This window comes from Herbiconiux dendrobii, from assembly GCF_052048175.1.
In the GTDB taxonomy this organism is placed as follows: domain Bacteria; phylum Actinomycetota; class Actinomycetes; order Actinomycetales; family Microbacteriaceae; genus Herbiconiux.
Window position 1 is genome coordinate 73,351 of sequence record NZ_JBLZQV010000002.1, and the last position, 22,615, is coordinate 95,965.

General features: G+C 71.2%; 20 protein-coding genes. 10 read left to right on the forward strand and 10 right to left on the reverse strand.

Annotated features, from left to right (window positions below):
• Positions 1 to 12 precede the first annotated feature (12 nt).
• The 3 genes from prpB to ACN4JJ_RS05380 are packed head-to-tail and all read right to left on the reverse strand — an operon-like array spanning position 13 to position 3,166.
• Positions 13 to 918, reverse strand: a complete 906-nt coding sequence (gene prpB, locus ACN4JJ_RS05370; RefSeq protein ID WP_440708884.1) for a methylisocitrate lyase — start codon at positions 916 to 918, stop codon at positions 13 to 15.
• The gene (locus ACN4JJ_RS05375) at positions 918 to 2,426 is read right to left on the reverse strand and encodes an MmgE/PrpD family protein (RefSeq protein ID WP_440708885.1); all 1,509 of its coding nucleotides are present in this window, start codon (positions 2,424 to 2,426) and stop codon (positions 918 to 920) included. The genes prpB and ACN4JJ_RS05375 overlap by 1 nt, the downstream gene beginning before the upstream one ends.
• Positions 2,423 to 3,166 carry a GntR family transcriptional regulator gene (locus ACN4JJ_RS05380; RefSeq protein WP_440708886.1) on the reverse strand — a complete coding sequence of 248 codons (744 nt, stop codon included), beginning with the start codon at positions 3,164 to 3,166 and terminating at the stop codon, positions 2,423 to 2,425. The genes ACN4JJ_RS05375 and ACN4JJ_RS05380 overlap by 4 nt, the downstream gene beginning before the upstream one ends.
• Before the next feature lie 132 nt (positions 3,167 to 3,298).
• Between ACN4JJ_RS05380 and ACN4JJ_RS05385 the strand changes: the two genes are divergently transcribed.
• The 6 genes from ACN4JJ_RS05385 (at position 3,299) to ACN4JJ_RS05410 (ending at position 8,168) form a co-directional block, all read left to right on the forward strand.
• Positions 3,299 to 3,826 (forward strand): metallophosphoesterase family protein, encoded by a 528-nt coding sequence (locus ACN4JJ_RS05385; protein ID WP_440708887.1) that lies wholly within the window; start codon positions 3,299 to 3,301, stop codon positions 3,824 to 3,826.
• Positions 3,827 to 3,905: 79 nt separating this feature from the next.
• The gene (locus ACN4JJ_RS05390) at positions 3,906 to 4,517 is read left to right on the forward strand and encodes a histidine phosphatase family protein (protein ID WP_440708888.1); all 612 of its coding nucleotides are present in this window, start codon (positions 3,906 to 3,908) and stop codon (positions 4,515 to 4,517) included.
• A gap of 18 nt (positions 4,518 to 4,535) precedes the next feature.
• Positions 4,536 to 5,438 carry a KPN_02809 family neutral zinc metallopeptidase gene (gene ypfJ, locus ACN4JJ_RS05395; protein ID WP_440708889.1) on the forward strand — a complete coding sequence of 301 codons (903 nt, stop codon included), beginning with the start codon at positions 4,536 to 4,538 and terminating at the stop codon, positions 5,436 to 5,438.
• A gap of 36 nt (positions 5,439 to 5,474) precedes the next feature.
• Positions 5,475 to 5,804 carry a tryptophan synthase subunit alpha gene (locus tag ACN4JJ_RS05400; RefSeq protein ID WP_440708890.1) on the forward strand — a complete coding sequence of 110 codons (330 nt, stop codon included), beginning with the start codon at positions 5,475 to 5,477 and terminating at the stop codon, positions 5,802 to 5,804.
• 121 nt (positions 5,805 to 5,925) lie between these two features.
• On the forward strand, positions 5,926 to 6,234 hold the full coding sequence (locus tag ACN4JJ_RS05405) for a Fe-S cluster assembly protein HesB (protein WP_440708891.1): 309 nt from the start codon (positions 5,926 to 5,928) through the stop codon (positions 6,232 to 6,234).
• Positions 6,235 to 6,383: 149 nt separating this feature from the next.
• Positions 6,384 to 8,168 (forward strand): thiamine pyrophosphate-binding protein, encoded by a 1,785-nt coding sequence (locus ACN4JJ_RS05410; protein WP_440708892.1) that lies wholly within the window; start codon positions 6,384 to 6,386, stop codon positions 8,166 to 8,168.
• A 24-nt stretch (positions 8,169 to 8,192) separates the two neighbouring features.
• On the opposite strand, the gene ACN4JJ_RS05415 is transcribed toward ACN4JJ_RS05410, so the two are convergent.
• Together ACN4JJ_RS05415 and ACN4JJ_RS05420 are read right to left on the reverse strand one after the other, a co-directional pair.
• Positions 8,193 to 10,142 carry an FAD-binding monooxygenase gene (locus tag ACN4JJ_RS05415; RefSeq protein ID WP_440708893.1) on the reverse strand — a complete coding sequence of 650 codons (1,950 nt, stop codon included), beginning with the start codon at positions 10,140 to 10,142 and terminating at the stop codon, positions 8,193 to 8,195.
• A gap of 147 nt (positions 10,143 to 10,289) precedes the next feature.
• Complete coding sequence (locus tag ACN4JJ_RS05420; protein WP_440708894.1) at positions 10,290 to 11,681, reverse strand: MFS transporter; 1,392 nt, start codon at positions 11,679 to 11,681, stop codon at positions 10,290 to 10,292.
• 215 nt (positions 11,682 to 11,896) lie between these two features.
• Here ACN4JJ_RS05420 and ACN4JJ_RS05425 point away from each other — a divergent pair, with 215 nt between their 5' ends.
• Positions 11,897 to 14,050: a primary-amine oxidase gene (locus ACN4JJ_RS05425; protein ID WP_440709558.1), complete on the forward strand. Its 2,154-nt coding sequence runs from the start codon at positions 11,897 to 11,899 to the stop codon at positions 14,048 to 14,050.
• A gap of 7 nt (positions 14,051 to 14,057) precedes the next feature.
• Positions 14,058 to 14,741 (forward strand): hypothetical protein, encoded by a 684-nt coding sequence (locus tag ACN4JJ_RS05430; protein ID WP_440708895.1) that lies wholly within the window; start codon positions 14,058 to 14,060, stop codon positions 14,739 to 14,741.
• Between the two features lie 82 nt (positions 14,742 to 14,823).
• On the opposite strand, the gene ACN4JJ_RS05435 is transcribed toward ACN4JJ_RS05430, so the two are convergent.
• The 5 genes from ACN4JJ_RS05435 to ACN4JJ_RS05455 all read right to left on the reverse strand — a co-directional run bounded on the left by ACN4JJ_RS05435 (position 14,824) and on the right by ACN4JJ_RS05455 (position 19,968).
• The gene (locus tag ACN4JJ_RS05435) at positions 14,824 to 15,774 is read right to left on the reverse strand and encodes a phosphatase PAP2 family protein (protein WP_440708896.1); all 951 of its coding nucleotides are present in this window, start codon (positions 15,772 to 15,774) and stop codon (positions 14,824 to 14,826) included.
• Entirely contained in the window at positions 15,771 to 16,772 is a 1,002-nt protein-coding gene (locus ACN4JJ_RS05440; protein WP_440708897.1) for a diacylglycerol/lipid kinase family protein, read from the reverse strand. Before ACN4JJ_RS05440 ends, ACN4JJ_RS05435 begins: the two co-directional genes overlap by 4 nt.
• Before the next feature lie 25 nt (positions 16,773 to 16,797).
• Entirely contained in the window at positions 16,798 to 17,391 is a 594-nt protein-coding gene (locus ACN4JJ_RS05445; protein WP_440708898.1) for a TetR/AcrR family transcriptional regulator, read from the reverse strand.
• Positions 17,392 to 17,561: 170 nt separating this feature from the next.
• Positions 17,562 to 19,106 carry an APC family permease gene (locus ACN4JJ_RS05450; RefSeq protein ID WP_440708899.1) on the reverse strand — a complete coding sequence of 515 codons (1,545 nt, stop codon included), beginning with the start codon at positions 19,104 to 19,106 and terminating at the stop codon, positions 17,562 to 17,564.
• 166 nt (positions 19,107 to 19,272) lie between these two features.
• Positions 19,273 to 19,968 carry an IclR family transcriptional regulator gene (locus ACN4JJ_RS05455; protein WP_440708900.1) on the reverse strand — a complete coding sequence of 232 codons (696 nt, stop codon included), beginning with the start codon at positions 19,966 to 19,968 and terminating at the stop codon, positions 19,273 to 19,275.
• A 133-nt stretch (positions 19,969 to 20,101) separates the two neighbouring features.
• Between ACN4JJ_RS05455 and ACN4JJ_RS05460 the strand changes: the two genes are divergently transcribed.
• Together ACN4JJ_RS05460 and ACN4JJ_RS05465 are read left to right on the forward strand one after the other, a co-directional pair.
• On the forward strand, positions 20,102 to 20,758 hold the full coding sequence (locus ACN4JJ_RS05460; protein WP_440708901.1) for a TetR/AcrR family transcriptional regulator: 657 nt from the start codon (positions 20,102 to 20,104) through the stop codon (positions 20,756 to 20,758).
• Complete coding sequence (locus ACN4JJ_RS05465; RefSeq protein ID WP_440708902.1) at positions 20,755 to 22,515, forward strand: MDR family MFS transporter; 1,761 nt, start codon at positions 20,755 to 20,757, stop codon at positions 22,513 to 22,515. Before ACN4JJ_RS05460 ends, ACN4JJ_RS05465 begins: the two co-directional genes overlap by 4 nt.
• The last annotated feature ends 100 nt before the right edge of the window (positions 22,516 to 22,615 follow it).

The following is a 22,615-nucleotide window of genomic DNA, read 5'->3' on the forward strand; positions in this document are numbered from 1 at the left end:
ATCAGTCACTCCTCAGCGAGCGGTCGGGACGTCGAAATTGAACACGGAGGTGTCGAAGGCGTTGTAGGCCTCGTAGTCGAGCAGTTCGTAGAGCCGGGCCCGCGTCTGCATCGTGGGCACCTCGCTCTTCAGCGAGCCCTCGGCCGCGAGCGCGTCGAGGCCGCGCTCGGCGGCGCCCATCGCGATCCGCAGCAGCGAGACGGGGTAGATCACCAGGTTCATGCCCACGTCGGCGAGCTGCTGGTTCGTGAAGAGCTCGCTCTTGCCGAACTCGGTCATGTTGGCCAGCAGCGGAACATCCGTCGCCGCGCGGATGGTCTCGAACTCTTCGAGCGAGGCCATCGCCTCGGGGAAGACGGCATCCGCCCCCGCATCGACGAGCTGCTTCACGCGGTCGACCGCCGCCCCGAGCCCCTCGGCCCCGCGGATGTCGGTGCGCGCCATGATCAGCAGGTTCGGGTCGCGTCGGGCGTCGACGGCGGCCCGGATGCGCTTCACCGCGGTGTCGGCATCCACCACCGCTTTGCCGTCGAGGTGGCCGCAGCGCTTGGGGTTCACCTGGTCTTCGATGTGCAGTCCGGAGACGCCGGCATCCTCGAGGGTCTGCACGGTGCGCGCCACGTTCATCGGCTCGCCGAAGCCGGTGTCGGCGTCGATCAGCGTCGGCAGGTTCGTCATCCGCGCGATCTGGCCGCCGCGGGAGGCGACCTCGGTGAGGGTGGTGAGGCCGATGTCGGGGAAGCCGAGGTCGGCGGCGATCACGGCGCCCGAGATGTAGACGCCCTCGAAGCCCTTCTCCTCGATCAGGCGAGCGGAGAGCGGGTTGAAGGCACCGGGCATCCGGAGCAGCCGGCCCGAGGAGAGCGCGGCGCGGAAGGCGGCCCGCTTCTCGGCGGCGGGAACGGTGGAGTACAGCATCAGAAGAGTCCCTTCGGGGTGGGCAGCGCCTCGAGCAGGCCGGGGCGGGCGACCACGTTGAGGCCGCGCACCTCCTCGGCGGTCAGCTCCGGCAGGCGCTGCACGAGGGCGAGGAAGCGCTCGATCTCGGCCTCCTCGATCACCCCGGCGGCGAGGGTGCGGAACTTGTGGGTGTAGTCGGCGCGCGCGAACGGCCGGGCGCCGAGCGGATGCGCATCCGCCACCGCGATCTCGTCGGTGATGGTGGAGCCGTCGTGCAGGATGATCTCCACGCGGCCGCCGAACGCCTTCTCGGCCGGGTCGTTGGAGTGGTAGCGGCGGGTCCACTCCGGGTCTTCGAGCGTGCGCACCTTGTTCCACAGCTCGACCGTGTCGGCGCGGCCGGCCCGCTCGGGGCTGTACGACTCGACGTGGTTCCAGGCGCCGTCTTGCAGCGCCACCGTGAAGATGTACGGGATGGAGTGGTCGAGCGTCTCGCGCGAGGCCGTGGGGTCGTACTTCTGCGGGTCGTTGGCGCCCGAGCCGATCACGTAGTGGGTGTGGTGGCTGGTGTGGATGGTGACGCTGCCGACGTTCGCCGGGTCGGCGAGCTCCGGATGCTCGTGGTGCAGCTTGCGGGCCAGGTCGATCCAGGCCTGTGCCTGATACTCGGCCGAGTGCTCCTTCGTATAGGTGTCGAGGATGCCGCGCTTGGCCTCCCCCGCGGCCGGCAGGAACACCTCGTAGTGGGCATCCTTGCCGTCGAGCAGCCAGGCGATCACGCCGTCCTCGCCCTCGTAGATGGGGGTCGGCGAGGTCTGGCCGCGCATCGCCCGGTCGACGGCCTCGACGGCCATCTTGCCGGCGAAGGCCGGGGCGTGCGCCTTCCAGGTGGAGATCTCGCCCTTGCGCGACTGGCGGGTGGCGGTGGTGGTGTGCAGCGCCTGGCCGACCGCCTGGAAGATGGTCTCGGTGGGCAGCCCGAGCAGCGTGCCGATGCCGGCGGCGGCCGACGGGCCGAGGTGCGCCACGTGGTCGATCTTGTGCTTGTGCAGGCTGATCGACTTCACCAGGTCGACCTGGATCTCGTAGCCGGTGGCGATGCCGCGCACGAGGGCCGCACCGTCGGCGCCGGTGTGCTGGGCCACGGCGAGGATCGGCGGGATGTTGTCACCCGGGTGCGAGTACTCGGCCGCGAGGAAGGTGTCGTGGTAGTCGAGCTCGCGCACGGCGACGCCGTTCGCCCAGGCCGCCCACTCGGGGCTGTAGCCGCCGGTGACGCCGAAGACGGATGCGCCCGGGCTGTAGGGGTGGTCGAGCGCCTGCGAGCGGGCCGCGATGCCCGGGCCGCGGGTGATGCTGGCCACCGCGACGCTGGCGTTGTCGATGATGCGGTTGATCACCATCTCGGTCACCTCGGGGGTGACGGCCACGGGGTCGGCGGCGACCTGGGCGATCTTCCACGCCAGCTGGTCTTCGCGGGGCAGGTTCTCTTCGCTCTTGTACACGCGAACGTCGTGCTGGGTCATGGCGTGGGGCCGCCTTTCTCATCGGGGATGTGGGTCGCCGGGGTGTGGGTCTCTGGGGTGTGGGTCTCTGGGGTGCGGGTCGGGTCGGCACTCAGGATGAGCGACCCGAGGGTCGACTGCAGGCTGCGGTAGAGGTGCACCCGGGTGGCGTCGGCAGCCAGCCGGGCGTCGCCGTCGACGATCGCGTCGACGATCAGCAGGTGCTCCCGGGCGGCCTCGAGCAGGCGCGCCGGGTTGTCGCGGGAGAGCCGCCGGATGCGGGCGAGGTGGGTGCGCACGGCGGCGAGCGCCTGCACCAGGAAGGGGTTCTGCACGGCGCCGTCGACGGCGGCGTCGAAGCGGGCGACCAGCTCGTAGTAGGAGTGGTGGGCGGGGTCGGCCTCGGCGTCGGCGAGCAGGGCGGGAACCTCGTGCAGCTCGTTCTGCAGGGCCAGGAACGGCTCCGGATCGCGGCGGACGGCGGCCAGCGAGGCGGCCTGCGCCTCGAGCGCCTGGCGCAGCTCGAAGAGCTCGCCCACGTTCTCGGCCGAGATGGGCGAGACCACGAGGCCGCGGCCGCCAAGCGGCTCGGCGAGGCCGTCGGCCACGAGGCGGGCCAGCGCCTCCCGCACGGGCGTGCGCGAGATGCCGAGGCGGCCGGAGAGCTCGACCTCGGCCAGAACGGTACCCGGAGACAGCTCCCACGAGATGATCTCGCCGCGGAGAGCAGCATAGGCGGTGTCGCTCGCCCTGGCCATCATCGGCGCCGTCTCTCTGTATACATTACGACCAACATATGCTCGCCCGAGGGGACCCGCAAGCATTTATCCGAACGGATGTATACATGGGCGGGACGCGGCGACGCTCCGTCGGCGCGGTGCCACGATGGAGCCATGGCGAGCCGCATCCTGTTCCTGGCCGATACGCACCTGCCGAAGCGGGCCAAGGTGCTCCCGCTCGAGGTGCTCGCCGCGGTGGCCGAGGCCGATGTGGTGGTGCACGCGGGTGATTGGGTCGACCTGGCGACGCTGGAGTTGCTCGAGGCCTCGAGCCGGCGCCTGATCGGGGTGTGGGGCAACAACGACGGAGTCCCGCTGCGCGAGCGTCTGCCCGAAGTGGCGCGCGCCGAGATCGACGGGGTGCGCTTCGCGGTCGTCCATGAGACCGGGGCCGCCACGGGCAGGGAGCGGCGGATGGACGAGCGGTTCGGCATCGACGCCGCGGCGGAAGGATCCACGCCGCCGCAGGTGCTGGTGTTCGGGCACAGCCACATCCCCTGGGACACGGTGACGCCGGGCGGGATGCGCCTGCTGAACCCCGGTTCCCCCACCGATCGCCGCCGGCAGCCGTACCGCAGCTACCTCAGCGCCGTCGCCGACGCGGGTGCGCTGCGGGACGTGGAGCTGCATCTGCTCAGGTGAGGCGCGTCAGGCGGCCGCCGACGGCGACGGCCCGTTCGGGGGCTGCTCCAGCCGGCACCACAGGTGGGAGGATGCCCCTGTGCTCCACGACGACCCGCCCCGCCCTGCGCCGATGCATCCCGACGAACCCCTGCTGCTCGTGCTCGCCCGCCACGGGCGCACCGCCCTCAACGCCGAAGGACGGTTGCGCGGGCTCGCGGATCCGCCGCTGGACGAGGTGGGCGTGGCCGAGGCCGAGCGGCTGGCCACCGCGCTCGCCGGGTTCCGGTTCGAGCGCGTGCTGTCGAGCCCGCTCGAGCGCGCGGTGCGCACGGCGGCGATCGTGGCCGGGGCCGCCGGGGTGCCCGCCGCATCCGACGCCCGTTTCACCGACCGCGACTACGGGCCGTGGACCGGGCATCCGAAAGCCGACGTGGTGGCCGAGTTCGGCAGCGTCGACGCCGCCCCCGGGGTCGAGCCGCGCGAGGAGGTGCTGGCGCGGGTGCTCCCGGCGCTGGACGCCGTGATCGCCGACGGGCCGCTGGTCGTCGTCACCCACGACGCCGTCATCCGGCCCGTGCTCGAGGCGATCGATCCCGAGCTGCGTGGCCTCGTGGTCGACACCGCCAGCTGGAACCTGCTCGAACGCGTGGATGGCGGCTGGGTGGTGCTGAGCACCGACAACAAGCAGGCCGAGCCGTCGAGAGCGTGACGCAGTAGCTTTCTCGGTATGAGCTTCAACCCCGATTCGAAACTCGACCCGAGCAAGGTCTCCAAGCGCACCGGCGGCCGTGGCCGCACCGCCGCGATCGGCGGCGGAGGGGCGATCGTCGTGGTGGGCCTGGTGCTGCTGTCGCAGCTCGTGGGCGTCGACCTCACCGGTTTCGCCGGACTCGTCGGCGGCGGCAGCGACTCGGGGTCGAGCAGCCAGTCGGAGACCGCCCTCGACTGCCAGACCGGCGCCGACGCGAACGCGAACGTCGAGTGCCTGATGGTGGGCGCCGCGAACTCGCTCGACGCCTACTGGGTCACGACCGCTCCGGCGCTGGGCGTGAACTACCACTCCCCCGACGACTTCGTGCTGTTCGACCAGCAGACGAGCACCGGATGCGGCCAGGCCTCGAGCGCCACCGGCCCGTTCTACTGCCCGCCCGACGAGACCATCTACCTCGACACCGCCTTCTTCGGCGAGCTGCGCTCGCGCTTCGGCGCCTCCGGCGGCACGCTCTCCGAGATGTACGTGGTGGCGCACGAGTGGGGCCACCACATCCAGCAGCTCACCGGCACGCTCTCCTCGACCGACCACTCGCTCACCGGGCCCGACTCCGACTCGGTGCGCACCGAGCTCCAGGCCGACTGCTTCGCCGGGGCCTGGACGGGCGCGGCGTCCACCACCGCGGATGCGAACGGCGTCGTCTTCCTCGAGCCGGTCACCTCCGAGCAGATCGCGGATGCGCTGAACGCGGCCTCGGTGATCGGCGACGACCGCATCCAGCAGCAGAGCGGCGGCCAGGTCGACCCCGAGAGCTGGACCCACGGCTCCAGCGCCTCGCGGCAGAAGTGGTTCGAGACCGGCCTGAACAGCGGACCGGCCGCCTGCGACACCTTCTCGGTCGACGCCTCGCAGCTCTGATTCGGTCATGGGCGCGCTCCGGCTTAGGCTCGAACGGTGAGCAGTTACGAGCCCCGATCGCGCGGACGCGCGAGCCTCGAAGTGCTGCGCGCCGAAGCGAACGACGAGCTGCAAACCGTGGTGCACGAGCGCCTGCTGGCCGGCGAAGACCCGTGGGAGTTCATGGAGGAGTTGCCGAGCGTCGACGAGATCGTCGTCTACCTGCTGCGCGCCGACAGCATCGCCGGCGACAACGGGCGGACCCCGACCGCTGCGCGCGACTACCGGGTGCTTCGCCAGATCGCGCTGGAGTACCCCGAGCTCACGCGCACGGTGTGGCGCCTGATCGGGCGGCACAGCTCGAGCATCGACGGCGTCAGGGTGTGAGCGGCAGGGTCTGAGCGTCCGAACCTGGGTATGGCCGCAAAGCCGCCTGGGTTCGGTTGCGGGCTCCCGGCGAAGCGGGAAGGGTGGAGGACTTCTGACCGCACCAACGGAAGGAGAGCTCATGCTCACCCTCACCGACAATGCCGCAGTAGTCGTGAACACCCTGACGCACCGCACCCTCGGGCAGGATGCCGTCACCGCCGAGACCGCGCCCGAACAGGGTGGTCTGCGGATCGCCAGCACCCCGGCCGGCGACAATTTCGAGGTGGCCGTCGCGCCGCATCCGGAACCCTCCGACCAGGTCGTCGAGACCGCGGGAGCCCGGGTGTACCTCGAGCCGGTGGCCGCCACCGCCCTCGACGACAAGGTGCTCGACGCCCAGGTCGACGAGCAGGGCGCGGTGCGCTTCTCGCTCGCGCACGCGGGCTAGCAGGCCCGCCGCCCATCCCCGTAGGATGGTCAGGTCTGGTCGGGCGAGCGACCAGTGCCTGAAAAAGGGGCACGAAGCCGGCAGCCGAGAGGTGCCGCGCGAGACACATACGGATTCTTCCCGTCACTGTCTCGAAAGGCCACGTCATCGTGCCTGTTTCTTCTGCACCCCACTCTTCTGCACCCCGCTCGTCTTCTGCACCCCACTCGGCGACCACCGTCTCGGCGCACGTCGCGCGCACCCTTTCCCGGTTCGTCGATCACGTCTTCGGCGTGATGGGCAACGGCAACGCCTACTTCCTCGACGCCCTCGAGCGTGACACCGCCGTGCAGTACACCGCGGTGCGTCACGAGGCCGGCGGGGTGGTGGCCGCCGACGCGCACTACCGCGCGGGCGGCGGTCTCGCGGCCGCCACCGCCACCTACGGCGCCGGTTTCACCAACACGCTCACCGCACTGGCCGAGGCCGTGCAGGCGCAGGTTCCGCTGGTGCTCGTGGTGGGCGATGGGCCGACCTCGGGGCCGCGCGCCTGGGACGTCGATCAGATCGCCCTGGCCTCGGCGGTCGGCGCCCGCACCTACACCGTGGGGCGAACGGATGCCGCGGCCACCACGGTGATCGCGATCGAGCATGCCCTCACCTACCGCGTGCCCACCGTGCTGGCCATCCCGTACGACGTGGCCACGCTCGAGGCCGGCCCGGTGCCGGACGCGCCCGAGCCCCGGCTGCCGAAGCCGCTGACGCCCGCCGGCCCGTTCGCCGAGGGCGCCGTGCTCGACCTCGCGCGACTGCTGGCCGGGGCCGAACGGCCTCTCCTGCTGGCCGGCCGCGGCGCCTGGCTCGCCGGTGCCGGGCCCGCCCTCGGCGAGCTGGCCGCGATCACCGGGGCCCTCACCGCCTCCACGGCGCTCGGCCGCGGCATCTTCCCCGACGCCCGCTTCGACCTCGGCGTCACGGGCGGTTTCGGTGCCGAGCGCGCGATGGAGCTCATCCGCGAGGCCGACGTGGCCGTGGTGTTCGGCGCCTCGCTGAACCAGTTCACGATGCGCTTCGGCGCGCTGTTCGCACCCGGCACCCGGGTGGTGCAGGTCGACGTGGCGCCCACCGCGACGCACGCGAACGTGGGCGGGTACATCCGGGGCGACGCCGGGGTCGTGGCCGGGCAGCTGGTGGAGCTGCTCCGGGCGGGCCAGACGGGCGGCACGGGCGCTGCCGACACGGCGGGCGAGGCGGACACGGCCGGCGGGTCCAGCGGCACGGGCGGCGCGACGTCGAGCGGATGGCGCGAGACCGCCGATCTCGCGGGCGCCGAGGCGCGGCATCCGGGCGACGCGCTCGCCCCCGACGGCCGCCTCGACCCGCGCGCCGCCGCCCGCCGCATCGGCGAGCTGCTGCCGGAGGACCGTGTCGTGGTCTCCGACGGCGGTCACTTCATCGGCTGGGCGAACGAGTACTGGCCGGTCGCCTCGCCCGACCGGATGCTCATGGTCGGCACGGCGTTCCAGTCGATCGGCCTGGGCTTCGCGAGCGTTCCCGGTGCGGTGCGGGCGAAGCCCGACGCCACCGTGGTGCTCACCACGGGCGACGGCGGCGGGCTGATGGCGCTGGCCGATCTGGAGACCGCCGTGCGCAGCGCCGGCGGCCAGGGCCTCGCGGTGGTGTGGAACGACGCCGCCTACGGCGCGGAGGTGAACCTGTACGGGCTGAAGGGTCTCGCCGAAGCGCCGATGCTCATTCCCGAGGTCGACTTCGCGGCCCTCGCAGCGGCGGTCGGCGCCCAGGGCGTGGTGGTGCGCTCGCTCGACGACCTCGAGGTGCTCGCCGAGTGGACCGCACGCCCCACCGCCGAGCGGCCGTTCCTGCTGCTCGACCTGCGCATCTCGGGCACGGTCGTGGCGCCGTATCAGGAGGAGATCATCCGCGTGAATTCGTGAGCGAGCGCGCCCGCCCCGGCCGCCCTAGGCGAGCGCGGGGGCGGGCGCTGCCGCGGGCGTGACGGCGGGCTGTGCCACCGGCAGCAGGTTGCCGGCGAAGAACTCCGCCAGCTCCGCCCGCGCGGTGAGCGGGAGCACGTGCGCCACGTACTGATCCGGGCGCACCACCACGACGCATCCGTTCTGCCGGTCGATCTCGCGCAGCGCGAAGATGTCGTCGCCCGGAGCGGCCGCGTACACCTTCTCGTAGTCGATGAGGTCGAACGGCCCCGTGCGCGGCAGGAACACCTTCGGCACCCGCGTGATGTCGACCTCCGTGTGCCGCTGCGGGAGGACGGCCTTCACGTCGAACACGGCATCGGATGCCGCACCCTCGGGCGTGTAGGCCACGACCGGTGAATCGGGCGCCGTGGCGAGCCACTCGGCCCACTCGGCGAAGACGCCCTGGTCGCCGCTGCCCGCGGACTCCGGGGCGAAGGCGTACAGGCGCCAGCGGCCGTCGGCCCGCGCGTGGTGGCCGAGGTGGATCGGATTGCCGTCGGCCACCCGCACGGTGGGCACCGACTTGAAGCGCTTGCCGATGGGGAACCCGCCGGCCAGCTGCTGGTGCGCGGCCTCGCCGATCAGTATCGAGGGCGGGTACTGCGTCATGAAGCCGGCGGGGAACTCGATCGTGCGCACGTAGAACTCGGCGAGCTCCTCGGGGCTGTCGAACTCCTCGGGCTTCTTGGCCATCAGGGTCGACCACTCCTTGTCGAAGGCGATCAGGTTCGCGGCGATCACCTGCCGCTCGGCCGAATAGGTCGCGAGCAGGCTCTCGGGGCTCCTGCCGAGCAGCACCTGAGCCAACTTCCAGCCGAGGTTGAAGCCGTCCTGCATCGACACGTTCATGCCCTGGCCGGCCTTCGCGCTGTGCGTGTGGCAGGCGTCGCCCGCGATGAACACCCGCGGGCAGCGCTCGTCGCCGTGCGGCACGTCGTCGAACTTGTCCGTCAGCCGGTGGCCCACCTCGTAGACGCTCGACCACGCGACGTCCTTCACGTCGAGCGAGTACGGGTGCATGATCTCGTTCGCCTTCGCGACCGCCGCCTCGACCGTGGTCTTGCGCACGGCCCCGTTGTCGGCCGGATCGACCTCGCCCAGGTCGACGTAGGTGCGGAACAGGTAGCCGCCCTCGCGCGGGATGTGCAGGATGCTGCCCGCCTTCGACTGGATGGCGCACTTCAGGCGGATGTCGGGGAAGTCGCTGACCGCGAGCACGTCCATCACGGCCCAGGCGTGGAAGGCCTGATCGCCTTCGAGCGTGCGGCCGATCGACTGGCGCACACCGCTGCGCGCGCCGTCGCAGCCCACCACGTACTTGGCGCGCACGCGGCGCTCGCGGCCGGCATCCGGGCCCGCCGTCATCCGCAGGGAGACCTCGACGGGATACTTGCCCGGGCCGCTCGCGCCGGCCTCGTCGATCTCGAGGCCCAGGAACTCGTACCCGTAGTCGACCTCCATGCGGGCCGGTGCGTTGCGCGCCGCTTCGGCGAAGTAGTCGAGCACCCGCGCCTGGTTCACGATCATGTGCGGGAACTCGCTCACCCCGTGCGCGTCGTCGACCGGGCGCGAGGTGCGCACGATGCTCGACGGATCGGCCGGATCCGGCGCCCAGAACGCCATCTCGCTGATCTGGTACGCCTCGCCGATGATGCGCTCGGCGAACCCGAAGGCCTGGAAGGTCTCGTTGCTGCGGGCCTGGATGCCGTCGGCCTGGCCGATCTCCAGCCGCCCCGCCCGGCGCTCCACCAGTCGCGCGTCGATCTCGGGGAACTGCGCGAGCTGGGCGGCGAGGATCATCCCGGCCGGGCCCGCCCCCACGATGAGCACGTCGACCTGCTCGGGGAGCTCGGCCGGGCGGTCGATGCCGACTCCCGCGGCCGGGGCGATCCGTGGGTCTCCGGAGACGTAGCCGTGGTGGTGGAACTGCATGGGATGTCCTTCGGGTCTGTGCAGAACGCTGCGGTCGGGTGGTGGGCGGGTGGCGGATGCCGGGGCGGGGTGCGGGGCGCCGGTTGGGTGGCGGATGCCGGCGCGGGGCGCGGGGTGCCGGGCGGGTGCGAGAACGGTGGCGGGAGCTCAGGCGCGCTTGGCGCCGTAGATCGGGCTCGCGGACTGTTCGGCCTCGTGGTCGGGCCCGAGCGGGAGGCCGCTGCGGTCGCGCAGCAGCAGGGTGGCGAGCAGCCCCACCACCGTCATGCCGGCGAGGTACCAGGTGACCGACATCGTGGTGCCCGTCGCCTGCACCAGTGCGGTGGCGATGGTCGGCGCGAACGCACCACCCAGGATGGCGCCGATCGCGTACGAGATCGAGACGCCCGAGAAGCGGATGGAGGCCGGGAACAGCTCCGAGTAGAGCGCCGCCTGCGGCCCGTAGGTGAGGCCGAGGCCGATGGTGAGGATGGCGACCCCGCCGAACAGCCCGCCGACCGATCCGGTGTTCACCAGCGGGAACAGCGCGAAGACACCGATCAGCTGCAGCACCCAGCCGAGGATGTAGGTGGTGCGGCGCCCGATCCGGTCGGAGATCCAGCCGGCGAACAGGGTCGACAGCAACCAGGTGACCGCGCTGCCGGCCACCGCCCAGAGCACCGGGCCGCGCTCGAGGCCGATCGGGCCGTCGGGGTTGGTGGCGTAGTTCTGGATGTAGCCGCCGGTGGTCATGTAGCCCACGGCGTTGTTGCCCGCGAACACGAGGGCGGCGATCACGACGAGCAGCAGGTGCTTGCGGAACAGCTGCACGATCGGCATCCGCGCCTTCTCCTTGCGCAGGGCGAGCTCTTCGAACACCGGGCTCTCCTCGACCTTGCGGCGCACCCAGTAGCCGATCAGGATGAGCACCACGCTGAGCAGGAACGGCACCCGCCAGCCCCACTCGAGGAAGGCGTCGCCGGGCGCGATCACGGCCATCAGCGCCATGATGCCGGAGGCGAGCAGGAGGCCGAGCGACACACCGAGCTGCGGCGAGGCGCCGAACAGGCCGCGCTTCTTGGTGGGGGCGTGCTCCACGGCCATCAGCACCGCGCCGCCCCACTCGCCACCGGCCGAGATGCCCTGGATGATGCGCAGCAGGATGAGCAGGATCGGCGCGAAGATGCCGATCTGCGCGAAGGTCGGCAGCAGGCCGATCAGCGCGGTGGCGGCGCCCATCAGGATCAAGGTGAGCACGAGCACCACCCGCCGCCCGTACTTGTCGCCGAAGTGGCCGGCGAGGAAGGCGCCGAGCGGGCGGAACAGGAAGCTCACACCCACGGTCGCGAACGAGAGCAGGATGGCGGCCTGCTCGCCCGCCGGCTGGAAGAACAGCTGGCCGAACACCAGGCCGGCGGCCGAGGCGTAGACGAAGAAGTCGTACCACTCCACGGTGGTGCCGATGATCGTGGCGAACACGACGCGGCGGCGATCACCGACCGCGGCCAGAGATCCGGTAGGGGTGAGAGATCCGGTGGGGAAGCCTCGGGTCGAGCTCATGGGGTGTACTCCTTCGTACAGGCTGTCGTCGTCGTCAGTGCCTTCGCGGCTGCGCCTCGTGGGCTGGGTCGCGGTGATCGTGTCGTTCGCGTCTTTGCACGGTCACACGTTCGCGTCGTTCGATTATCGAACGCTCTATTCCACTATCGAACCCATGCTAAGACGGGTTCCCGATCGGCGCAAGCGACTCTTGCGTCCCGTCGCATCCGCCTCCTATTATCGAGCAACCGCTCAATAAAGCAGAGGATGCTCGCATGACCGCTCCGGATCCGCTCCGCCCGTCCCTCTCCGCCGCCGAGATCGACGCCCTCCGCACCGCCGTCGAGTCGGCCGGACTGGGCGGCCCGGGCGTGCGCTACTCCTACGTCGGCGTGCGCGAACCCGACAAGGCGCTCGTGCGGGCCGGCGGCGCGGTGCCGCGCGAGGCATCCGCTCTGCTCACCGATCTGGCGGCCGAGGGCGGCCCGGTGCTGCGCGACGTGATCGTGACGCTCGACGCGACGACCGGCGCCGGTTCGGTGACCGCCGTGCGCGAGGTCGACTCCGCCCGGGAGGGCTGGGGCCCCACCTTCGACGAGGACTTCGCCACCGCGGAGGCCGTGGTGAAGGCCGACCCCGCCTGGGTCGATGCCATCGCCCGCCGCGGCATCACCGACCTCGACCAGGTGCGCGTCGTGGCGCTCTCGGCGGGCGTGTTCGGCTATGCCGACGAGGTGGGGCGCCGGGTGTTCCGCACGCTGGCGTTCTGGCAGGCGCATCCGCGCGACCTTGCCTGGGCGCATCCGATCGACGGCGTGGTCGCCCACGTCGACGTGACCAGCGGCACCATCCTGCGCCTGATCGAGACCGACGTGGTGCACGTGCCCCAGGAGTCGGGCGACTACCTCGACCCGGAGGTGCGCGGGCCGCTGCGCACCTCGCTCAAGCCGATCTCGATCACGCAGCCCGAGGGCGTGTCGTTCACGCTCGAGGACGACGTTCTGGAGTGGGAGAACTGGCGGGTACGCCTCAGCTTCAACGGGCGGGAGGGGCTCACGCTGCACGGGCTGTCGTTCCGCGACGGCGAGCGGATGCGGCCGATCGTCAACCGCGCCTCGGTGTCGGAGATGGTGGTGAACTACGGCGATCCCACCCCGACGCACGCGTGGCAGAACTACTTCGACGTGGGCGAGTACCAGTTCGGGCGGCTCGCGAACTCGCTCGAGCTCGGCTGCGACTGCGTGGGCGAGATCACCTACCTGGACGCGGTCGTGGCCGACGACCTCGGTGCGGCGACGACCATCCGCAACGCCGTCTGCATCCACGAGGAGGACTACGGCATCCTCTGGAAGCACAAGGACGACTTCGCGGGCACCTCGGAGACCCGCCGGCAACGCCGGATCGTGATCTCGTTCTTCGTGACCGTCGGCAACTACGACTACGGCTTCTACTGGTACCTCTACCTCGACGGCACGATCGAGCTCGAGGCGAAGGCGACCGGCATCGTGTTCACCTCGGGGCATCCGGGTGGCGACTACCCGTACGCCACCGTGCTCGCGCCGGGGCTCGGCGGACCGGTGCACCAGCATCTGTTCAGTGCGCGGCTCGACATGGCGGTCGACGGCGACCTGAACGCGGTCGACGAGCTCGACGTGGCGCGCGTGGCGTCGGGGCCCGGCAACGAGTGGGGCAACGCCTTCACCCGCACGGTGACGCGGCTCGCCACCGAGAAGGCCGCGGTGCGCGACGCGGATCCGCTGGCCGGGCGGGTGTGGCGGATCAGCTCGGCCACCGCCACGAACCGGATGGGCGAGCCGACCTCGTACGTGCTGTTCCCGCAGGGGGCGCCGACGCTGCTCTCCAGCAACGACTCGTCCGCACGGGCACGGGCGGGCTTCGCCACGCACCACCTCTGGGTGAGCCGGTACGACCGCGAGCAGCTCTGGGCGGCGGGGCGCACCGTGAACCAGCATCCGGGGCACGCGGGCCTGCCCGACTACATCGCCGGAGATCGCGACATCGACGGGCAGGATCTCGTGGTGTGGCACACCTTCGGGCTGACCCACTTCCCGCGGCTGGAGGACTGGCCGATCATGCCCGTCGACTACGCCGGGTTCACGCTCAAGCCGCACGGCTTCTTCGACCGCAACCCCACGCTCGACGTGCCGGCGACGGAGTCGGCGCACTGCGCGCCGGGGCATCACGCGGGGCAGGGGCACGATCACGCCGGGCACGCGGGGCACGATCAGGCCGGGCACGATCACGCGGTGCACGCGGGACACGATCAGGGCGGGCACGGGCACGCGGGGCACAATCAGGCCGGGCACGATCACGCCGCTCCGGATGACGGCGGGCACGCGCACACCCCGCCCGGGCCCACCGGCCACTGATCCGCCGATGCACCTGCTGCTGTCGGTCGTCATGGTCGCCGCGGCGGGCGTCGGTGTCGTGACGGCCGCCGCGGACCGGCGGCCGCATCCGCTCGCCCTCGCGCAGGCCGTGATCGCGACCGGCGCGATGCTGTTGCACGCCGTCGGACTGCTCGGCGCGGGCTCCCTGCTCGGCACCACCGGGCTGTTCGCCGTGGCCGCGCTGCTGGTGGCGAGTGCGCTCGCGGGCCTGGCGGGTGCGCGCCGCTCGTCCGCAGCGCTGACGCGCGCGGTGATGGGGATCGCCATGGCGTTCCTGCTGGTGGCGACCTCGTCGTACGACGGCCTCGATCCGCTCGGCTCATCGGGGGCGGCCGCCGTTGTCGACGCATCCGTCTCCGCAGACCCCACCGGCGGTACCTCCGTCACCGCGGAGTCCACCACCGGCACATCCGTGACCACAGACCCCGCAGGCTCCGCGATCACCGCCGCCGGTACCTCCGGGGTCGCCTCCGTCACGCACCACTCTGCGATGGCGTCGGGGGCCGGCTCGGGTTCCGCCGTGATCGCAGTGCTGCTCGGGGCGGTCGCCCTGGCCACCGCGACCGCAGTCGGCGTGCGGATGCTGCGCACCCGCCGCTACGGCTCGGGCGTCGAGTGCCTCAGCATGGGAGTGTGCCTGGCCGGCATGGGCGCCATGGCCCTGGTCTGATCGACCTCCGCCCGATCCATTGGTCGCGATTTCGGTCGTTCACTCGCGATTATGCGAACGAAATTGCGACCGAACGCGGCCGTCAGGGGTGCGCGGGCGCGACCTCTTCGCGGCGTTTGCGCGTGGTGAGGTAGAGGCGGTGGGCGGTGATGATGATGGCGAGCCAGGCCGCGCCGAGGATCCAGCCGGCCAGCACATCCGTGAACCAGTGGTGCCCGAGGAACACGCGACTGAGCCCCACCGTGATCGCGAACACCGCCGCGCCCACGGCGAGCGCGACGCGGGCCCGCCGGGTGTGCCGGCGCAGGATGAGCAGGTACGCGATGATGCCGATCACCACGACCGCGTTGAGGGTGTGCCCGCTCGGGAAGGAAGGCGAGTACTCGAACGGCGGCACGGCATCCGAGAGCGGCGGGCGCTGGCGATTGATCAGCTCCTTGCCGGCGACCGTCATGAGCAGGGATCCGCCGCCGGCCGCGACGATCAGCACGACGGGGGTCCACGACTTGCGGTGGATGGCGAGGATCAGCAGTGCGACCACCGCGATGATCGGCATGCCGATCGTGCCCGCGATGTCGGTGTACCCGGTGATCACGGCATCCGCCACCGGACTTCGCAGGGTGAGCGCGAAGTCGAGCAGCGGACGGTCGAGGCCGGCGACGCCGTCGGCATCCGCGACCGCGTCGTACACCGCCACGGCGGCGAGGCTGAGCGCGAAGGCGATGCCGGCGCCGATGAGGATCGTGACGACGAGGGTGAGGTACGGGCCGAAGAAGTCGGACACCCGGCGCGACCCCGCCGCCAGCACGCGGCCGGCGGGGGTGTACCAGTGCGTGAGGTCGGTCTCGCCGACGTAGCGGTCGACCCGCAGCTCGCCTTCGACGCCCGGATCGGGGCCGACCACGGGAGGGCGCTCCGGGAGACCGGGTTTGCGGGCGTGGTCGGGTTTGCCGGCGTGGTCGGGCTTGCCGGAGTTCGCGGTGTTCTCGGTGTTCTCGGAGTGCACGGCTGTCTCGGGGAGGTCGGGGCTCACGAGGCGGTGTCGTCCACGGCGCCGATCGTCTCGGTCGTCTCGGCGGTGGTGTTCGGGGTCAGTCCGATGGCCTTGCCGGCCGGGACGGGCAGGCGCACGATGAGCGAGCCGGCATCCACGCCGAAGCGGCCGCGGGTGGTCTCGCCCACCGGGTCGCCGTCGAGCTCGGCGAGCACGGGCTGGTCGAGCTCGAACTCGAACTCCCGGCCCGGCCACTGCTTGATCGAGGCGAGTCCGTTGCGGTTGCGGGTGGCCACGTCGATCGCGACGCCGAGCCAGCCGGCCACCGCGTTGGGCTGCAGCATCACGAGTTCGAGGTCGCCGTCGTCGAGCACCGCGCCCGTGGCGAGCTCGATGTTCGCGACGACCGAGCTGCAGTTGCAGGCCAGCACCATGAGGGTGTTCGTGGGCTCCTCGGCCTTGCCGTCGACGGTGATGGTCGCCTCGAAGCCACCCTTGAACAGCGCGGGCGCGCCGGCGGCCACGTAGGCGCCCCAGCCCACCTTCTTCTTGAGCTCGTCGTCGGTGTTGTCCATGATCTGCGCGTCGAGGCCCACGCCGCCCATCACCACGAAGACACGCTCCTCGCCGTCGTCGAAGGTGGCGGTGCCCACGTCGATCGCCCGGTCCTGCCCGAGCAGGGCGATCTCGACCGCGTCTTCGAGAGATCCGAGCGGAAGGCCGAGGTTGCGCGCCAGCAGATTGCCGGTGCCGCTCGGCAGCAGCCCGTACGGCACCTTCGTGCCGCGGAGCACCGCCGCGACCGCACGTACCGTGCCGTCGCCGCCCATCGCGCACACCAGATCGGCGCCCGCATCCAGCGCCTCGTGCGCGGCCGCGGTTCCCGAATCCTCCACCGTGGTCTCGAACCACAGCGGCTCGTTCCAGCCGGCGCGCTCCGCCCCCTGGGCCACGGTCGCCTTCACGGCGTCGACATCGGCGAACTTGGACGGGTTGATGACGACGGCGACGGTGCGCTTGGCGGCTTCAGGGGGCATGCTCGGACTCTATCCTGAGTGCCGCTCAGTGGCGACGCCAAGGGCGGAGGGCGTGCTCGACCAGCGACCACTGGCGGGCGGCGACCCCGATCGAGGTTCGGACGACGTACTCGACCTGCTGGCCCGTGGTGAGCACGAGCAGGGTGTCGACGAGGTCGGCGACGGGGGTGTCGGTGCGCAGGGTGCCGTCGGCCACGGCCTCGCCGGCGTGGGCGGTGAGGATGGCGCCCCAGCGGTTCTCGACCTCGATCTGCGTGTGCCCCATCTGCGGTTCGGTGGCCACGCGACCCCAGAAGATCACCACCACGGCGGCCTCCTCCTGGGTGACGCGCTCGAGCGGGAACATCTCGCGCACGGCCGCCTCGAGCGCCGGCAGGCCGCGCAGGCCCTCGGTGCGGTTCAGGATGCGCGCGGTCGTGTTCTCGAAGATGCGGCGGAAGGCCGCGGCGATCACCGCGTCGAAGTCGTCGAAGTAGTGCCAGAGCGAACCGGTGGCCACACCGAGCTCGGCGGCCACCGCCCGGCTGGTTCCGGCGCGACCGCCGTCACGGGCGAGCACCCGCAGGTAGGCGTCGACGATCTCGGTGCGGCGCTGGTCACGGTCGACGATCTTGGGCACGAGGCCATTCTCCCGGATGTGCGCGCGGCCCGACGGCGTGCCCGGGTCGGCCCCGTGGCATCCGTTCGCTCAGCCGAGCTCGTTCGGGTACGGCGGGTCAGCCTCGCGGCATCCGTTCGCTCAGCCGAGCTCGTTCGGGCACAGCGGGTCGGCCCGTGGCATCCGTTCGCTCAGCCGAGCTCGTTCGGGTGCTCCTCGGCCCCGTGGCCGATCTGCGCGTAGACCCGCGGGTTGCGGCGGCGCAGCAGCAGGCCCCAGACGATGCCGACGAGCCCCGGCACGATGATCACGGCGGGCAGGATGAACGTGGTCGCGGTGGGCGGGGCCGTCGGGTCGCTGGTGAGCAGCACGGTGAAGTTCGCGATGATCAGCACCAGCACGGTGCCGAGCGCGACGGCCGCGAGAGCCGGGGCGATCACGCGTGACCAGATCCCCACTCCCGCATCCCGACGCCGCCGGAAGAAGCCGATCACCGCGATCGACACCACCGTCATCAGCAGCACCAGGCCGAGCGCGCCGGCATTGGTGAGCCACGTGAACAGCGTCAGCACCGGGAAGAGCTCGGTGGGCAGCCCCTCCGGCGGCACCCAGGAGGCACCCGCGATCGCGAAGGCCGCGACGACCACCACGGCGAGCACCGTCTGAGTGAGCGATCCGACCACCGGCGCCCCGCTGCGCTCGCGCACCCGGCCGAGCGCGGCGGGCAGCACGCCCTCGCGACCGAGGGAGAAGAAGTAGCGGGCCACCGCGTTGTGGAAGCTCACCAGCGCCGCGAACAGGCTCGTGATGAACAGCACGTGCCCCAGGTCGGCGACGATCTGGCCGAGGTGCAGCGCCATGAAATTGAAGATGAGGTCGGGACCCTGGCTGGCCGACTCGCCGATGACGGCACTCGGCCCGATTCCGACCGTCATCGCCCAGGCGGAGACCATGTAGAACAGTGCGATGATGCCCACGGCGAGGTAGGTGGCGCGGGCCACCGTGCGCTGGGGGTCTTTCGACTCCTCGCCGTAGATGGCCGCCGACTCGAAGCCCATGAACGCGGCGATGCCGAAGGCCAGAACGGCACCGATGCCCGGCACGAAGAGGTTCGCGGGATCGAGCGCCGCCACACTCTGGCCCTCGGGCGCCACGGTGAACGAGGCCACGTCGAACACGATCACCACCACGAACTCCAGGGCCACCAGGATGCCGAGCACCTTCGCCGAGAGATCGACCCGGTTCACCCCCAGCACGCCCACCACGGCGATGCCGACGAGCACCGGCACCCACCAGGGCAGGCTGATGCCGAACCACACGGCCAGCTGCGAGGAGACGGTGAAGCCGAACAGTCCGTAGATGCCGATCTGCATCGCGTTGTACGACACGAGGGCCACGAGCGAGGAGCCGACACCGAGCGGGCGCCCGAGCCCCTGCGCGATGTAGGCGTAGAAGGCGCCGGCGTTCACCACGTAGCGGCTCATCGCGGCGTAGCCGACGGCGAACACGGCCAGCACCAGGCCGAGCAGAAGGTACAAGAGAGGGACGCCGATCACCCCGGTGACGGCGAAGGCGGTCGTCACGCCGCCTGCCAGCACGGTCAGCGGCGCCGAGGCCGCGATGATCATCACCGTGACCGCCGGCACGCCGAGGCGCCGCCGGCTCGCCGCGCCCGTGCTGCTGGCTGCGGCCCCGGTGGTGGCCGCACTCGCGGCGGTAGATCCTGTGCTCGTCATGGCGTCGCACCTCCAGCTCTCCGGCACCGCTCCGACGCGATCCCGAGAGCCATTATCGAGCGGATGCTCATAAACGGACCCGAGCAGAGCGCTCGCCTCTTGACTCAGAGCGAACGGATGCATGCACCGAGCGGCGCGCGGCGCGGACGGATGCGACGGGGCGGCGTCAGGCGACGTCGGCGGCGATGCGGGCGGCGGCCTGCTGCAGGCGCTCGGCGATCGCGGCGGCGGGGACCTCGTGGTGCACGTAGACGACGGCGAGGGCGGCGGCCGCCCGGCCGGGCACGCGGAGCGGGACGGCGATCGCCGAGAGCCCCGGAATGACCTCGTCGTGGCTCGTGGCGAAGCCGCCCTCGAGCGGGCGCGTCGCGAGACCTGCCTCCTCGGGGCCCGCCTCGCTCAGCGCCGCGCGCTCGGCCGCCGTGAGGATCGACTGGATGGCGGCACCGGGCGCCCCCACGAGCAGCGAGTGCCGCGTGCCGGGGCGCTGCGCCACGGTGGCCCGGCCGTGCCGCGGCTCGACGCTGAACAGCGTCACGACCTCCGAGCCGTCGAGGATGGTGAGGAACGCCGTCATCTCCAGCTCCGCGGCCAGCGCTCCCAGCTCGGGCAGTGCCGCACTCTGCAGATCGCGGGCCACCGAGCGCGCCAGCGCCGCGAGCCGCGGCCCGAGCTCGAGCAACCCGCCGGCGTCGCGCACCACGAGCCCGTGCTCCTCGAGCGTGCGCACGATCCGGTAGGTGATCGAGCGGTGCAGGCCGAGCCGCTCGCTCAGCTCGCCGATCGAGAGCGGCTTCTCGGCGTCGGCCAGCAGCTCGAGCGCCGTGATGCCGCGCGACAGTGTCTGCGATGCGGCGGCCATGCCCACCATCTTGTCGCATCCGCAGGCGAGCGGATGCTCTCCCACGGTGAGCAGGCCGGTCCGGCTGAGAAATGACTACACAATGCGCAACTTTGCATGGCCGCAAGCTTGCACATTGTGCAATAATGCAGGTATGCAAAGTTCAGCGGAAATGGGTCTGCGCGAGCGCAAGCGCGCCCAGACCTCCGAGGCCATCCACGTCGCCGCGGCCGAGCTGGTGCTCGAGCGCGGGCTGGAGGCGACCACCATCGACGCCGTCAGCGAGCGCGCCGACGTGTCGCCGCGCACCTTCTTCAACTACTTCTCGTCGAAGGAAGACGCCGTGCTCGGCATCGACGAGATCGCCGTCTCGGCCGAGCTCGACCGCGAGCGCGACTACGCGGGCGATCCGCTCGCCGCCACCTTCGACCTCGTCTACGCCCTGTTCGAAGCCAGTGGCGGCCGTCACGCCAAGACCGCCCTCAAGCGCGAGGTGCTGCAGAAGAACCCGCAGCTGATGACCCGCCAGATGGTGCGTGTGGCCGAACTCGAGGGCCGGCTCAGCGGCATCCTGGCCGGCTGGCTGGCCGACGACCCGCGCTTCGCCGGCGGCTCCGACGCCGAGCGCCTCGAGGAGGCCCAGGTCATCCTCGGCATCTGCCTCGCCACCGTGCGGGTGAGCATGCGGCGCTGGGCCACGCAGAGCGACGGCGACCCCGGGGGCGCACCCACCGCATCCGCCCCCGACCCCCGCAGATCTTACGAGCAGGCCATCGCCTCGCTCCGAACCGTATTGGAGAAGCTCTCATGACGACCACCGTCGCCACGCACTCGAAACCCGCACACCCCGCCGAACCGGCCGATCCGCACGCCGAGGGCACCCCTTCGACCCGCACCGTGCTGCTCGTCTTCGCCGGCCTCATGGTCGCGATGCTGCTCGCCTCGCTCGACCAGACCATCTTCAGCACCGCCCTGCCCACCATCGTGGGGCAGCTGAACGGCGTCGAGCACATGCTCTGGGTCACCACCGCCTACATCCTCGCCTCCACCATCGTGATGCCGGTCTACGGCAAGCTCGGCGACCTCGTCGGCCGCAAGTGGCTGTTCGTCGGGGCGATCTCGATCTTCCTCGTCGGCAGCGTGATGGGCGGCCTGGCCGACTCGATGGGCACGCTCATCGCCGGTCGTGCCGTGCAGGGCCTCGGTGGCGGTGGCCTGATGATCCTGGCGCTCGCCATCATCGCCGACGTCGTGCCCGCCCGTCAGCGCGGCAAGTACTCGGGCATCATGGGCGCGGTCTTCGCCGTGTCCAGCGTGGCCGGGCCCCTGCTCGGCGGCTTCTTCACCGACGGACCCGGCTGGCGCTGGGCGTTCTGGATGAACATCCCCCTCGGCATTCTGGCCATCGTCTCGGCCATCTTCTTCCTCAAGCTGCCCAAGCGCGCCTTCAGCAAGCCGAAGATCGACTTCCCCGGCATGATCGTGCTGGCCCTCGCGGCCACGAGCCTCGTGCTCTTCACCACCTGGGGCGGCACCACCTACGACTGGAACTCGCCGATCATCATCGGCCTCATCGTCGCCACCGTCGTGTTCGCCGTGCTGTTCGTGGTCATCGAGAGCCGCGCGGCCGAGCCCGTCATCCCGCTGAAGCTGTTCAAGAACCGCAACTTCAACCTCACCACCGCCGCCGGCCTCATCACCGGTGTGGCCATGTTCGGCGCCCTCGCCTACATGCCCACCTACCTGCAGATGGTCACCGGGGTCGGGGCGACGGATGCCGGCCTGCTCATGATCCCCATGATGGGCGCTCTGCTCGTGGCCTCGATCGGCTCCGGCCAGATCGTGTCGCGCACCGGCAAGTACAAGCTCATCCCGATCGTCGGCATGTTCGTCACCGCGCTGGGCCTCTTCCTGCTCTCGACCCTGACGGCCACGACCGCCATCCCGATCATGTGCCTGTACCTCGCCGTGATGGGCCTCGGGCTCGGCATGTCGATGCAGATCCTGGTGCTCGTCGTGCAGAACTCGTTCCCCCGCGCGATCGTGGGAACGGCCACCTCGTCGAACAACTTCTTCCGCCAGATCGGCTCCTCGCTCGGCGCCGCCATCGTGGGAAGCCTGTTCGTGTCGCGACTCACCGACATCCTGTCGTCGAGCCTGCCGGCCGGATCGACGGGCGACACGGGCACGAACTCGCTCACCCCGGCCATCGTGAACGCGCTGCCGGATGCGGCCCGCACGGTGATCGTGAACGCCTACAACGACGCGCTCACGCCGATCTTCCTGCTGATGGTGCCGCTCGTGCTGGTGGCCGCCGTGCTGCTGATGTTCGTGCAGGAGAAGCCGCTGGCGACCCGCATCGAGAAGACGGACGCGGAGAGGGCGGACGGCGAGACGACGGATGGCGGGACGACGGACGGCGACGCGAACGCCACCGCCGCGGCATCCGGAGACGACGAGATGTCGCTCAGCCGCGAGCTGCTCGACGAGTCGCTCTCGACCGGGGCCAACCCCACGGCCGAGCCGGTGCTCTCCGGCCGCACCGGGTCGATCCGGGTCACCGACTAGCACCCTCCGCCCCGAAGGGCCCGGCCTCCTCATCGAGGAGCCGGGCCCTTCGTCGTGAGGTGCCGAGGTGAGCCGAGCCGCGCATCCGGGCACTCCTGCA